The sequence below is a fragment of the Tardiphaga sp. 42S5 genome (assembly GCF_034044155.1).
GTDB classification, from domain to species: Bacteria; Pseudomonadota; Alphaproteobacteria; order Rhizobiales; family Xanthobacteraceae; genus Tardiphaga; species Tardiphaga robiniae.
This window is the reverse complement of the sequence record NZ_CP139027.1, coordinates 92,540-106,163: the sequence shown is the minus strand read 5'-3', so window position 1 is coordinate 106,163 and position 13,624 is coordinate 92,540. Positions and strand designations below refer to the sequence as shown.

Sequence of the window (13,624 nt, the reverse complement as noted above, 5' to 3'; positions counted from 1 at the left end):
AAGGCAGTCGAAGACATAGCGCCGCACGCCGGCATCGCAGCAGTAACTCCCACGGAAACAGCCAGGTCATGAGCACCAGCGATCAAGGGCGGCCCGACCGGGATTCGTTGAGCAACAAGGTCGTGCTGGTCACGGGCGGGTCGCGCGGGATGGGAGCTGCGATCGCACGGCGTTTTGCCGGCGCGGGCTGTCGTGTGGCGATCGGCTACCGCAATGAGTCCGCGGCGGCGCATGCGGTACTCGGTGATATCGCCCAGTTGGGGGCACAAGGCATCGGCGTTGCCGGTGACATTTCCAATCCCGACGATGCACGGGCGATGGTCGCACAGGTCATTGCGCGGTTCGGGCATCTCGACATTCTGGTGAACTGCGCCGGTATTGCGGAATATCGGCAGTTCGAGGCGGTCGACCCCGAGCTGTTCCGCGCCACCTTCGATACCAATGTCCTCGGCACGATCGTTGTTATTCAGGCGGCGCTCCCGCATCTGACCGCGCCGGGAGGACGGATCATCAATTTCTCCTCCGCACTCGCTACCCGGCCGATCCCGACCACCTCGATCTATGCGGCCTCCAAGGCGGCGGTTGCTGCCCTGTCGCATGCGCTCGCCAAGGAATTCGGCCCGCGCGGGATCACAGTCAACACGATCGCGCCCGGCGTGATCGAGACCGATATGACGACGCAGATCCTGGCCGAGCGCGGCGCAGGGATCGCGGCGATGACGCCGCTCGGTCGCATCGGGCAGACCGACGACATCGCCGGTGTTGCGCTATTCCTCGCGTCGCCGGAGGCGAAATGGCTCACCGGGCGGACGATCATCGCCGATGGCGGAGTGAGCTGACGGAGCGCGCCAAACAGCAGTCCGCATCCGCTGCGGGATCGAACGACGCCGGTTCGACAATAGTTCGGCGGCATTCATACGTCGACCATAGATGCGCTGCCCTACACGCCCAATGATATCGCCGCGCGCGCGAGCCGCAGCGCGCGGCATCTTGCGGAGCGACTCACTAAATCGATCGCCGGCAATGCCGCAGCGAGGCGATACGATACGAGCTCCATTGGCGGGCTCGCGATCATCGTTCTCGACGTGCGGCGCGCATGCGTTTTGATAGTTGTTCGCGATGACGAAACGACGCCCTTCATTTGTGCGTCAATGCAACGCGAATGACACACTCCGTTCATCATTGACCAGGAATTCGCCGCCGTCGTTGACAGACTGATCATCGCATCAATATCTTATATCAAAACAGCGTTACGCCATCGCGAACAAACAGTGCGAACCGGCGATGCGCGGCGAAGTAAGATTTCACTGAGGAAACGAAGGCAGTTCGGAGGGCGATAATGACGACGACTATCAAGACTCTTGTTCTCGGCTCGGCGGCAGGGATGCTGGCGATCGGCGGTGCACACGCAGCCGATCTTCCTGTGAAGGCCAAGGCGGTCGAGTATGTGAAGATCTGCTCACTTTACGGCGCAGGCTTCTATTACATCTCGGGCACCGACACCTGCATTAAGATCGGCGGTGCACTTCGCATCGATACCGCGTTCAATGCCGCGAGCAACTATGACGTGCCGTACTGGTTCGGCGGCGCTGGCGGCAACAATCTTTACACGAAGGATTATTTCAACACCAAGCCGCGCCTGACGCTGACCACCGATACGCGCACGGCGACCGAATATGGTCTCCTTCGCACATTCTCCAACATTCATTTCGACTTCGCACAGGGACGTGAAAGTATCGCCGGCGGCTTCGTCGAAGTAGACTTCGCGTTCATCCAGTTCGCAGGTTTCACCTTCGGCAAGGCCGTCTCGCAATTCGACCCGCAATGGGCGCTCGCCAAGCCGACCATTGCGTCCGGTTTCTTCGCGGGCTCCAACAATGCGACGGGCATTCCGCAGCTGGCCTATACGGCGTCGTTCGGTAACGGCGTCTCCGGCACCATCTCGCTCGAGAACGCGTCGCCCTATCGCAATGCCGGCCTGTGGAACGTGAACACGTTCATCGTGGCGCCCGGTGCCTCGCAGTTCACCGGTGCATTCTATGGCTCGTCGTCGAACACGTTCCTCGGTAATGCCGCCGGCGGCAACCATATGCCGGACGTCGTCGGCAACCTGCGCCTCGATCAGGCATGGGGCACGCTGCATTTCGCTGCAGCCCTTCATCAGGCGACGGCGCAATACTACACCAATGAACCCTCCGGCCACCCTGACGATGCCTATGGCTTCGCCGTGAGCGGCGCCGTCGAGTTCAAGAACCTGCCAACCGGCGCGGGCGACAGCCTAAAGCTGGAAGCCTCCTACGCCAAGGGCGCCGCGAAATACGTCTTCGCGGGCACCGTCGATACGCTGGGCGGCGGGCGGTTCGCCAAGTTTGATGGCAACACCGTCGGCTTCGGCTACGTTCTCGATGGCATCTATGCGCCCGGCGGCCAGATCGTGCAGAGCTCGGCCTGGGAAGTCAGCGGCTTCTTCGAGCATTACTGGAACCCCGCGTGGCGCACCTCTCTGTTCGCCAACTACAGCCATATCTCTTACGGCGACGCGGGCAACGCTCTGTTGGCAGGGGCATTCGCCTCGACCACGCGGGGCTTCGGCACCAGTTCGTCCTCGGCGGCGGCTTCGTCCGCCGGCGTTCTGTCCGGGACCAGCAACAACTTCGACTTTGCCACCACGCAGGTCGGCACCAGAACAGCCTGGACGCCCGTTCAGAATCTGACGCTCTCGGCGGAATTCATCTACAGCCGCATGGATCAGAGCCTGGGTGGCACCTACACCGGCAACGTCGTGGGCAAGCCAGCCGGCACATCCTACGCCGTGCGCGATCAGAACCTCTACAACGGCGCGGTTCAGATCCTGCGGTCGTTCTGAGCCTGATCGACCACCGGGTCGGTGTTGAAAACAAGAGCCCCCGGCAGACGTGCCGGGGAACTGTTCACGCAAGCGCGTGAGCGAGCCATGCCGTACAGCGGAACGGCGGCACATTCCGCAACTTCGATAGCGGTTTGATTGTAGGACATCGAACAGGGAAAGCGCTGCGGAAGATGGCGCTGAACAAGTGGGCACAGCCTGCATCTTAAAAATCGGAGGAAACATGCGTGCATTGCTAGTCGGCCTGTGCGGTCTCGTGCTCGCCCTGACGCCCATTCACAACGCCGCCGCGCAAGGATGGCCGGAACGGACCGTCACCATGATCGTGCCGTTTCCGGCAGGATCCGCCGTCGATACGCTCGCGCGCGCGGTCGGCCAGGCACTGAGCGAGGCGCTCGGCAAGCAGTTCATCGTCGATAATCGTGCGGGGGCAGGCGGTAGCATTGGCGGTGCGGCCGTGGCCAAGGCGAGCGCTGACGGCTACACGCTTCTGTTCGGCACGCCTGCGCCGATTGCGCTCAACAAGCTGATGTATAAGGGGCTGGCCTATGATTCCGAAAAGGATTTCACGCCGGTCGTTCTCGTCGCTAAGTCCCCGCTCATCGTGACCGCGCGCGCCGACTTTCCAGCGAAGACGTTCGAAGAGCTGATCGCTTATGCGAAGCAGAACCCCGACAAGGTCAATGTGGGACATCCCGGCAACGGCACGCTCGGACACATCACGTCGGAACTGGTGCAGAGGTCCGTCGGCGTCAAGATGACCAACGTGCCGTATCGCGGCACATCACCGCTGATGACAGATTTGCTCGGTGGTCAGATCGATATCGTCATCGACTTCATGCCGACCTATGTACCGCTGGTCACCTCCGGAAAAGTTCAGGCGCTTGCCGTCACGACCAGCCAGCGGGCCGCGCAACTGCCGGCCGTGCCCACAGTGCAGGAGACGGGCTTCAAGGGCTTCGAGGCTTCAGCGTGGTACGCCATGGTCGCGCCGATCGGGACGTCGCCCGAGATCATCGCCAAGTTGAACAGCATCGTGAACAGCTTTCTTCAGAGTGAAAAGGGAAAGGCTATTCTCGGGCAGAATGCATTGCTGGGCGTCGGTGGATCGCCGGACGATCTCAAGGCATTCGTCGCGGCCGAACTCGCCAAGTGGCGCCCGGTAATCGAGGCGGCAAAAATTGCAATGTAGCAAGAGCGAGGCCGGCACCGCGCAGTGCAGTGTTATCCTGCTTGTGCTGGTCCGGGCTCGTCGTCTGACGATCGGGAGTGATTGAGTGACCGACATGATCCGCATCGATGTTCCCGCGCTATCGACTCCCACAGTGGCGCTCGTCACCGGCGGCGGCAGCGGGATTGGCAAGGCGACAGCGGCGCGCCTCGCCGCCAGCGGATCGGCTGTCGTGGTCGGCTACAACAGCCGCAAGGAGCTGGCGGAAGATGTCGTGAGCGGGCTGCAGGGTACCGGGCATCTCGCTCTGCGTATCGCGATCGACGATCCATCCTCTATCGCCGAAGCCGCGGCGCGGGTGGAGAAGGAGTATGGCCGGCTCGATGTACTGGTCAATTGTGGAGGCGCCACGACGCCAGTGCCCGCCAACGATCTTGACGCACTGACCGACGAGATCTTCGACTGGACCGTGACCGTCAACCTGCGGGGGCCTTTCGCTATGGTGCGCGCTTTCCGTCCATTGCTCGAGCGCGGCAGCGGCGCTGCCATTGTGAACATTTCGTCCATTGCCGCCCGCACCGGGCTGGGAAGCAGCCTCGCTTATCTCTCCGCCAAGGCGGGCGTCGACGCGTTGACGATCGCGCTCGCGAAAGTGCTCGCACCCAAAATCCGGGTGTTTTCCATTTCGCCGGCCGGCGTGGATACGGATTTCGTCGCCGGCCGGACGCGGGAACAGTTGCAGCGGGTCGCCGAAAAACTCCCGCTTGCCCGCATCACGACGCCCGACGATGTCGCAAGAGCGGTGATGGCCTGCATCGTCAGCCTGACGAGCTCGACGGGGATCATCGTGCCCGTGGATGAGGGCAGGCACCTCTAAAGCACTCAGCGGCGGGAGTTGCGGCGAGATAGACGGCGGGGCCGCGAGCTCCAAACACAATGGCTATGTAGGCGTTACGGATGGAGAAGATGGACAAGCTGAAGTTCTATATCGACGGCGCCTGGGTGGATCCCGTCACACCGTCAACTCTTGAAGTTTTCAATCCTGCGACGGAGGAGGCCTTCGCGCGGATCAGCCTGGGCTCCCGCCGGGATGTGGACCGGGCCGCGCAGGCCGCCCGCCGCGCCTTCGCGACATATTCCGAAGTGAGCGTGAAAGATCGCCTCGTCTATCTTCAGAAGATCATCGAGGGATTCAGGGCACGTCTGCCGGAACTGGCGCGGATGATGACGCTGGAAATGGGATCACCGATCACCTTTGCGACGGAGCGTCAGGCGACCGTTGCGCTGTTTCATTTCGAGGAAGCTGCGCGCGTGCTTGCGGACTACAGGTTCGAAGAACCGATGGGAGGCGGGGTCGTTCGTCGCGAGCCGATCGGCATCTGCGGCCTGATCACGCCTTGGAACTGGCCGTTGAACCAGGTGGCGTCCAAGGTTGCGCCGGCGCTGGCGGCCGGCTGCACGGTCATTCTCAAGCCCAGCGAGATCGCGCCGCTCAGCTCCATGTTGTTCGCCGAGATTGTGCATGAGGCCGGCATCCCGCCGGGTGTGTTCAATGTGGTGAATGGCGATGGTCCGACGGTGGGCGAGGCGATCGCCGCCCATATCGAGATCGACATGGTGTCGTTCACCGGATCGACAACGGCCGGCGTCCGGGTGGCCAAGCTGGCGGCGGACACCGTCAAGCGCGTCGCGCAGGAGCTGGGCGGCAAGTCCGCCAATATCATCCTTCCGGATGCCGATCTGAAAGCTGCCGTGATACAGGGCGTTCACGCCTGCTACACAAATGCAGGCCAGAATTGCCAGTCGCCCACGCGCATGCTGATTCCCCGCGCGCAGCGCGACGCAGCCTTCGCCGCGGCAAGCGAAGCCGTCGGCAGCATCCGTCTTGGCGATCCGCTCGATCCGGCGTCCACCATGGGCCCCTTGGTGAGCCAGTCACAGTTCGAGAAAGTGCAAGACCTGATCCAGTCCGGAATCGACGAGGGCGCGACCTTGGTAACGGGTGGAACGGGCCGGCCGGCGGGGCTCAATCGCGGATATTACGTTCGTCCCACCGTGTTCGGCGATGTGACGTCGCAAATGAGAATTGCGCGCGAGGAGGTGTTCGGTCCTGTGCTGTCCATCATGAGCTATGATAGCGAGGACGAGGCCGTCGAGATCGCCAATGATACGCCGTTCGGATTGGCGGGATTCGTGCAATCGCGCGACCGCACCCGCGCGCGTGCCGTCGCCAATCGCATCCGCGCAGGACGTGTTTACCTCAACGGCGCCGCGTTCGACCGCAGCCTTCCATTTGGCGGATACAAGCAATCCGGAAATGGGCGCGAGTTCGGGGTTTTCGGCTTCGAAGAATATCTGGAGGTCAAAGCGATCATTGGGTAGCGAAGCCGGCTTCGCCCTCAAAACACGATAGCGGTTCGCCGCAACTAGTCCGCCACGAGGCTGTCGTAGCTCTCGCGGCGCCGCGGTCGCGCGCTTCCTCCAAGTTGGCGCGCGGCCGCACATTTCTTCCCGCGGGGAAAGTTGGGCTTCGACTTTGAGCCCGTGCCCCGCAAATTGGCCGGGTCAGGTCATACGGCCTAAAGGACTAGAGGTGACCTGTGGGCGGCTCTTGGCGGATTGTGTTGAAAAAGTCCTTTTTGACTGATGATTGAAGAATCCCAGGACCGCTCGTGCGTCTCGCGAGTTAGGATGTGAGGAACCTCATCGGCTAATGTAAAAGCGACCATCGGCGCTCGCATCGATTCGACAGCGTCTTGCAGTCGCGGAGGTCGCCAACAGGTGACACATGCTCGATTTTGGAAGTCGTTCGATTTTCGACTTTTTCAACAGTACCGGCGCAAAGCGGACGTCGTTCCGTCAAGGTGCGGACGCGTCCGAACCGACTCAATTCATAACGGCGTGGTGTGCGTGCGGGGAAAAGTCGCCGCGCGAGGCGCCCCGTCAGTCTGGATGTAGCGAACCAGTTCTCTAAGACGGATCGATTGTCCCGTTACAGTCGTATTTTGTCTATCGCTTTGTCCGCGCGCGCCCTCGCCAGGTCGCCGCATGCCCGATAAGTCTCAGTTTAAAGGCTTGGCCTCCGGAAGTTTCCACTTGCCGCTAACGATGGGCTGTTCAGGGCGATAAAGCCGTATGGTGTAGTTCCAGCCCTCAACGATCGGCAGGCAGTTCGGGATCTTGCCGTCACAGCCGCCGAACTGGACTTTGACCGAGCCGTCCGCATTTTTCTTCGCGGTGATGTTGTTGATCGAATAGGCATTGTAGGCGTTTTTCTCGAAGAAGCCTTTTGCGTTGTAGACGCTGATCGACCAGAAAGCCTTCACCGGCACGGTCTTTGGCACATCGAGGGTGTAGACCGTTTTGCCGTCGTTCTTCGCGGGAGTGAAACTCGGATACATGGCGTCCTTTTCCGGAATGCCACCCCAACCGGAGGCCGTGCCAATCAAGTGCTGGATCGGATCGACCTGGCCATGGGCTCCAAATGCACCGTGATACGACGTCTGATATTTTGCCAGCGCGAGCAGCGCATTGCGGATGTCGGTTAGCTTCTCCTGATCCCAGTTTGGAAGGTCCAGCGTGCCTGTCTTCTTCTGGCTGACCTTGATGGCATCCTGAAGTTTGTGGACCTCGGCGAGATCCTTTGGATCGTTGGGATCAACCAGCGTTCGGACAGCGACAAAGGCGTATCGCGTACCAACTGATTTCTGCGTCAGCGTCACCGGCTTCGTGCCATAGGCGACGATTGGCAGGTAGTGGTCCTGATCGACCACCATCATCGACATATAGCGCTTGCCCGTGTCGGGCAGCGAGAGCGTTACGGGCCCGCCAGCAAGATCAAACACCGCAAATGAGTACAGCGTATCCCGGTTCATTCGGATCACCGCTTGTCTGTCGATGGATACAGGCTCCCGCGAGTGCTGGAATTTGCCGAGTCCGCCGATGGCCGTTGCATTCACCGCGAGGTAGCGGTCGGTCTCGGCGCGGGCAAAATTATCGACGGTGACAGGCAGTTTGCCGTCCAGAGCCTGGGCGAACGCTCCTCCGGCCAGCGCGACCGAAGCCAATGCGAAACCAATCCCAACCGAGCGAAACATCGACATACCTCTTCATTCAATCTGACTGGCGACGCAGGGGGCATTCCACAGGCGCGGCACCTTGAAGCTTAAATGCCATCCAAGCGATCAACGCGTAATCGGTAGGCACTGCCTCCGAGCGTTTCGAGCATCTCGGATCACTTGTCTTGCCATTTCGCGCCAATGGACATCCGACCCCGCGTGGGGGGGCGCTGGCTAGTTCTGCGTCAGATAAAGCGGCGTCCTGAACGTCAATTGATAAGACGGCAGCGGGATCCATTGGATCTGCACCATCAAACCGAACAAGCGATTGTCGTTGTCGTCCATTCGGTCGAGGTCAAGGCGTAGGACGGGCTGGGTAAAGGGCTGGATCAGCGTTCGGTTCAGGAGTTCAACGCCGCCGAATGATTGCACGCCGACGCGGGCGGACGCTTTCCAGTTGCTCGGCCACTGATAGTAGCCACCGGCATATCCGATCATGCCCGGACGGACCTCCGCCGAGGCGCTTTGGATCGCGACGCGGGTGTCCTGGAAGCCAAGGAGAAGTCCCCTCGTCTGATCCTCGTCCAATGCATAGTCGAACTCGATGACGTTGTTGAAATTCGTCGTCGCGAACGGTCCACTCGGCAGCGATTGAGTGATGGTCGATTGCACGGTGATGGTGGGGAGCATGCCGCCGTTTTGTCTGTAGATATCGGCCTGAAAGCCAACGTTCCAGCTCGCGACGTCGATATCCGTCCAGCCGCCGAGTGGCATCGTGTTTGCGTTCACGGAAACACCGCCATAGACCGACACCCGATCGTTTAAGTCGACGGTCAGCGGGATATCGACCGTGACCGCGTGCACCGTCGGCAATTTTATATGGGTCGGCACGGTCGACGGCGTGTGACCGGCCGCAAGGGCGATCGCCCCCAGAACTGAAAACAGCGACGTGTTGCCGAAACCGATTCCGATCGCGCCGCCGGGGGCTGTCGCATAGGTGGTGCGGAGATCCAGATAGACGCTTGGCGCGGTGAATTGGGTCACCTGATCGGTGTCGTCCTTGCCGAAGGCAGCATCGGTCGCGCCCAAGCAAACGGCGCAAACCAGAAGCCATCCATAAATCGGTCGAAGACGCCGGCTGCTCAAGGTCAAGGCCCGCTTATTGCGTGGACAAGGCAGTTGTCTCGGCCGCACAAACCGGCGCAGCGCGCCTCGCCTTTGCTACCTTCACCTCCACCTTCGCAGCTTTGAGCTCGGCAAGGAAGGTCACGTTGGTCTGCAACCGCGAGACAGTCGCCGCTCCCATGATGCGGCCCGCATCGACATCGCTCTGCCAATGCGCATCGCAGATCACGCGGCTCTGGCCGAAAGCGATGCCGCGCGTGAACAACTCATTGGAGCGCTCGGGATTGATCTGCGCGAAGACGAGGGCCCATCCCCAGCCCGCAGCCGTGTGGCCCGACGGATAGGAGCCATCCCCTCGCAGGATCGCTTCCTGATCCGCCCGGCATGTGGCTTCGCTGTGAACGACGAAGGGGCGGGTGCGGTTGTACTTGTTCTTCACGCCATAGGTCGACAGGCCGAAGTCGGACAGCATCTTCTGCATCATGGCATAGAGGCGCGGGGTCTGTTCCTTGTCGATCTTGATCCCCATCGCGCAGGAAAAATTATTGGCGGCCTGCGGGAAAGTAAGATCGGCGTCGGCGGAGGCCTGCTTCCAGCGGTCGGTGCCGCGCAGGGGGAGCGTTGCCTTGCGTGCTTCTTCGTCCCTGGCAAGCGCGGCCGAATCCTGCTCGGGGGGCGCACCGAGCAGGACCAGGCTGTTCGGCAGCTCGGACGGCTTCAGATAACCGGGCGCTATCTTGAAATGGGGATCGGTGACCTTCGATTGGGCTTCGTTCGATTGCGCGACGGCCTGCCCGCAAATCAAAAGCAGCACGAAGATGGATGCGCCTGCGGATCGAACCAGGTTTGCGGTCATGGATAGTCCCTATTCATTTCAAGAGTGCGGGGATCATCAGGCGACTGAGTTTCCTCGAATGCGGGTTCCCGCCATCTGACCGAGCCGCCCCTTAGAAGGTAAGTCAGAGCCGCCGATCAAAAACGGTAGGTTGCTGCAATGATCAGTGCTCTGAACATGGTTGCCACCTGACTTTTTCGGCACAACCAGTTGCCCCGTGAAAAAGCAATCGAAGCGGAGGCGGTAAAGATTGTGGTTCCAGTTTAATTGTCGGAATCCTTGGGAAGGCAGAAGCAAAGCCGGGTCGGTGCCGACGTTCCGTGGAGCGGATTGTTCGCGGACGCCGATGCCTGCGTCCGGCCCGATTGCCTCTGATCGACAGGCGAATCCTATCCGGTCATTTCGTGCAGACGAAGGCCAACCGTCTTGCCACTTCGCGCCAATCGCGACCGGTCAAGCCATTTAGTGATCTCTACGTCCCGCTGATGTGTGCTCCATAAACGGCGGCATTGAGTTCTTCGAAATTTGTGAGCCGGTGTGTCCTGACTGATATGCCCGTCATCAATCCTATCCATCGTTCCTCAGAACATCGACAAAGAACAAGCCTGGAGGCTTCCCAGTTGAAGGAGCTAGAATTTGGTTTTTATCGAGCGCCCATCGGCGAGCGCCATTGCATTGGTATCCAACGCGACGGGCACAGACACGGTAAAGTATCCGGCAGTGCCTTCCATGCGGTTCACGGCATCGAATTCACGATAGATTTTCAGGCGCGTTGAAATCGGGAGCTTCCCGACCTCGAACGTGTACCCAATCGAGCCGCCGAGTGCGATGACACGACCTTCAAAGGCGCCCAGCCTCGCGCCTGTTCCGGAGTCCGCCGTCAGTTGCTGGTAATAGTAACCGACGAGCCCGAGCGTGAATTCCTTGGTGATGTATTTGGTTGCTGCCCATTCGAGGTGGAATTCATCGCCACTCTTGTAGTCGGTCGCCGTGTTGGTCTGGTTGAAGGTGACGCCCACCGCGGCGGAGAGATCCCAGCCAATGGCAGAATCTAGCCATGTGAAAGTGCCGAAGACGTCGAGCGCGGGTCTGTTCAGCGAGGCGTTCGACAGTTGACCGGCGACATACGTTCCGGACGGGATCACACCGCCGACGCCGAGCTGCCAGTGAAAATTGCCCGACTGCCACCCGACAAAGGACTGGAGGAAGAAGTCGCCGAGGTTAGCATTCTTGTCCGTCACGCCGACACCGATCGGCCCGAAGCGCGGCGAGTTCACCAGCAGATTTGCATTCACGCGCGGCTCACCAACGGGCACCGTCAACGAGAATGCGAGATTGCCGCCGAGAATCTTGGCAGGTGTAACCCAGAGTGTTGTTGGCAATTCGATCCAGCTCTGGGCCGAGACATCTGCAACGAGAAGACCACCGGTCGGCAGAGTTCGACCGCCGCTGAGTTTGCCGTCGTAATAATAGAAGTCGTTCTGAAAGAAGACGCCGGGCGGCGGCGTAATGCCTGCGCCGGTTGCGTGTGACCCGAGGAGGGAGACACTTACGCCGCCCTCGGCTGCTATGACTGGCGTTTGTGACCAGCACAGCATGGCGCTGGCAGCGACCGTCATCGTCAAAGAGAAGCGCATCAACAAACTCCGCGTAGCAAAACAGCACAAATCAAAACTGGATCGACATACGCGCAAATCGATATTCGTCACACCGAATTCCCGCGCTACTTACATTATTCGCAGGGTGTTGCGTTTACATCGAAAGCTACACCACGCTAAGGGACCCGATCTTAAATCGGGCCATTCCAGCACAAACGCATTCGCTCTGAGACGGGATGCGTCAAAAAGCTGGAGCGCTTTCCGATGGGAACGCGCTCCAGCATTTTCAGGAACGTTGAGAACACCGTAGCAGTCACTGTTCGACGTGGATCGACAACAACGGCCTGCTGAAAGAGCTCTCGGTCTGAGTGCGATCAGTAGCACCGGTTATAGATTCGGCCGTAGGCGTCGACCGCCTGAACGCAAGCGGGTGGCGCGGCGACGACGGCTGCACCCGCAACTGCTCCGCCTACGATGGCTCCACCAACGACGGCTCCACCCACGATGGCTCGGCGCGTCGTTCGCCGTGCGACGCCGGCGTAACTCAGGGGTGTGAGCGGAGCTCCGATAAGTGCCTCCGCCGAGGTCATGAAGGTACCGCCACGCGTGAACGACGCCTGTTCGCTGACCGACAGACACAGGATGGCCATGCTCGTTCCGAGGGCGATTTTCAGCAGCTTGCTTTTCAATCCAGTCATTTCTTCTCTCCGCTGGGGCTGATTCCTGGGGGAATCTCATCGATATGGCCGAGATCCTGAAGCTCGCGCTTCTTCATGTCTGCGCTCGGCTTGAAAGAGAATGCATCGGTAGTGGTATCGGGGCTCGTTTTCCAGCTGCTAATTCGGAGCGTGTACTGAGGCGCGCCTGTCACCGTTTTGGTGGTGATGATGTATTTGCGCGGAATCGGCGTCGCGCCTGGTTCTATCCAGATCTGCCAGTCGGCATCCGGCGTACGGAAAGCCAGGTGTTCACACTCATGGCCGTCGATGACGCCTCTGCCGATATGCTTGGCGTCATAGACTCCATCCATCAAGGCTGCATAGGAATTGGCGAGAAGAAGATCGGCACCCGGCGCCTCGATGCCGGACTTGTCACGAATGCGGTCGACAAGCTGGTCGATCGTACCGGGGGCTGGCATCTGCCCGTAGACTTTGCGGGCATGATCGGAAACGGTGAAATTGGCGCCATCGTAGACGAGCTCAACGTCGGCGTAGCCGCCGGTCCGTGTCACGCGGAGCTTGTCCGGCCGATGGAGGGTGAGTTGCCCGGAACTGGCAAACTGAATCTTCTGCATGTCCGGGGTCATGATCTCGATATCGGAATCGTACGATATCGAAACATTCTTTTGATTCGCGATGTAGTCGGACATCGCGCGCAGGATCGATGCAGCATCATCCGCGTGGGCAGCGCCAGCTCCGATGCATGTCGCAGATAAACCCGACGCGATCAGGAGTGTGGCAACAGAGCGGATCGAACGGCGCGCCGCATTCAAGGGCGTTCTGGATTGGCTTTTCAAGAGATGATTCCTGTTAATTGTTAGTTAGCTGGGCCGACAAGTCGGAATGATGGGGAGACCAACATTCATTTGGCAGTGCGGACCTTTTCAGCCTTCAGAAGAACATCGATGGCCTTGATGATCGTCGTGCCTTGATTGGCCTTGCAGTAGACGATCAATTCGTGAATGCCTTCTCGAACTCTAGGCAAGTTGATGGAAGACTTCTTTCCGAGGCCATTGTACCAACCGCTGTACCAAACGCCGAGAAAGTTCGCGTCTTCCTGATACGTTCCGGCAAGTTGCGCGCAAGTCAGCTTCTGCACGTTGATGTAACCATCCGCATCGGCATAGGCCTTCAGTTCGGTTTGGGCTTGAGCCGAGCCCAGCGGTACTGCGCACGCAACAGCAAGAACAAAAGCAAGTTGCTTCATAATTGAACGTTCCTTTCGAGATTCAGCAGGCGTTATCTGCAGGGG

The 13,624-nt window shown here is 60.0% G+C and carries 12 protein-coding genes; 5 read left to right on the top strand and 7 right to left on the bottom strand.

Going from position 1 to position 13,624, the window contains the following annotated elements:
• Positions 1 to 68 precede the first annotated feature (68 nt).
• The 5 genes from SFY93_RS00500 to SFY93_RS00480 all read left to right on the top strand — a co-directional run bounded on the left by SFY93_RS00500 (position 69) and on the right by SFY93_RS00480 (position 6,419).
• Entirely contained in the window at positions 69 to 839 is a 771-nt protein-coding gene (locus SFY93_RS00500) for an SDR family NAD(P)-dependent oxidoreductase (RefSeq protein WP_320445665.1), read from the top strand.
• 500 nt (positions 840 to 1,339) lie between these two features.
• Complete coding sequence (locus SFY93_RS00495) at positions 1,340 to 2,866, top strand: porin (RefSeq protein ID WP_320445664.1); 1,527 nt, start codon at positions 1,340 to 1,342, stop codon at positions 2,864 to 2,866.
• A 223-nt stretch (positions 2,867 to 3,089) separates the two neighbouring features.
• Positions 3,090 to 4,058, top strand: coding sequence for a Bug family tripartite tricarboxylate transporter substrate binding protein (locus SFY93_RS00490; RefSeq protein WP_320445663.1), 969 nt, complete (start codon positions 3,090 to 3,092; stop codon positions 4,056 to 4,058).
• Between the two features lie 94 nt (positions 4,059 to 4,152).
• The gene (locus SFY93_RS00485) at positions 4,153 to 4,914 is read left to right on the top strand and encodes an SDR family NAD(P)-dependent oxidoreductase (RefSeq protein WP_320447656.1); all 762 of its coding nucleotides are present in this window, start codon (positions 4,153 to 4,155) and stop codon (positions 4,912 to 4,914) included.
• Positions 4,915 to 5,003: 89 nt separating this feature from the next.
• The gene (locus tag SFY93_RS00480; protein WP_320445662.1) at positions 5,004 to 6,419 is read left to right on the top strand and encodes an aldehyde dehydrogenase family protein; all 1,416 of its coding nucleotides are present in this window, start codon (positions 5,004 to 5,006) and stop codon (positions 6,417 to 6,419) included.
• Positions 6,420 to 7,099: 680 nt separating this feature from the next.
• On the opposite strand, the gene SFY93_RS00475 is transcribed toward SFY93_RS00480, so the two are convergent.
• The 7 genes from SFY93_RS00475 to SFY93_RS00445 form a co-directional block, all read right to left on the bottom strand.
• Entirely contained in the window at positions 7,100 to 8,140 is a 1,041-nt protein-coding gene (locus tag SFY93_RS00475; RefSeq protein ID WP_414717025.1) for a DUF1254 domain-containing protein, read from the bottom strand.
• Between the two features lie 189 nt (positions 8,141 to 8,329).
• Positions 8,330 to 9,184 (bottom strand): hypothetical protein, encoded by an 855-nt coding sequence (locus SFY93_RS00470; protein ID WP_320445660.1) that lies wholly within the window; start codon positions 9,182 to 9,184, stop codon positions 8,330 to 8,332.
• A gap of 70 nt (positions 9,185 to 9,254) precedes the next feature.
• Complete coding sequence (locus SFY93_RS00465; RefSeq protein ID WP_320445659.1) at positions 9,255 to 10,076, bottom strand: acid phosphatase; 822 nt, start codon at positions 10,074 to 10,076, stop codon at positions 9,255 to 9,257.
• A 608-nt stretch (positions 10,077 to 10,684) separates the two neighbouring features.
• A complete protein-coding gene (locus tag SFY93_RS00460; RefSeq protein WP_320445658.1) occupies positions 10,685 to 11,764 on the bottom strand; it encodes a SphA family protein in 1,080 nt (359 codons plus the stop codon).
• Between the two features lie 263 nt (positions 11,765 to 12,027).
• Entirely contained in the window at positions 12,028 to 12,351 is a 324-nt protein-coding gene (locus tag SFY93_RS00455) for a hypothetical protein (protein ID WP_414717022.1), read from the bottom strand.
• On the bottom strand, positions 12,348 to 13,169 hold the full coding sequence (locus tag SFY93_RS00450; protein WP_320445657.1) for a DUF2092 domain-containing protein: 822 nt from the start codon (positions 13,167 to 13,169) through the stop codon (positions 12,348 to 12,350). The genes SFY93_RS00455 and SFY93_RS00450 overlap by 4 nt, the downstream gene beginning before the upstream one ends.
• 65 nt (positions 13,170 to 13,234) lie before the next feature.
• Entirely contained in the window at positions 13,235 to 13,579 is a 345-nt protein-coding gene (locus SFY93_RS00445) for an HdeA/HdeB family chaperone (protein WP_320445656.1), read from the bottom strand.
• Positions 13,580 to 13,624 lie beyond the last annotated feature (45 nt).

Excerpts from the sequence above, each read along its gene's own strand:
- SFY93_RS00500 (WP_320445665.1), top strand. The coding sequence starts at position 69 with ATGAGCACCAGCGATCAAGGGCGGCCCGACCGGGATTCGTTGAGCAAC.
- SFY93_RS00495 (WP_320445664.1), top strand. The coding sequence starts at position 1,340 with ATGACGACGACTATCAAGACTCTTGTTCTCGGCTCGGCGGCAGGGATG.
- SFY93_RS00490 (WP_320445663.1), top strand. The coding sequence starts at position 3,090 with ATGCGTGCATTGCTAGTCGGCCTGTGCGGTCTCGTGCTCGCCCTGACG.
- SFY93_RS00485 (WP_320447656.1), top strand. The coding sequence starts at position 4,153 with ATGATCCGCATCGATGTTCCCGCGCTATCGACTCCCACAGTGGCGCTC.
- SFY93_RS00480 (WP_320445662.1), top strand. The coding sequence starts at position 5,004 with ATGGACAAGCTGAAGTTCTATATCGACGGCGCCTGGGTGGATCCCGTC.
- SFY93_RS00475 (WP_414717025.1), bottom strand. The coding sequence starts at position 8,140 with ATGTCGATGTTTCGCTCGGTTGGGATTGGTTTCGCATTGGCTTCGGTC.
- SFY93_RS00465 (WP_320445659.1), bottom strand. The coding sequence starts at position 10,076 with ATGACCGCAAACCTGGTTCGATCCGCAGGCGCATCCATCTTCGTGCTG.
- SFY93_RS00455 (WP_414717022.1), bottom strand. The coding sequence starts at position 12,351 with ATGACTGGATTGAAAAGCAAGCTGCTGAAAATCGCCCTCGGAACGAGC.
- SFY93_RS00445 (WP_320445656.1), bottom strand. The coding sequence starts at position 13,579 with ATGAAGCAACTTGCTTTTGTTCTTGCTGTTGCGTGCGCAGTACCGCTG.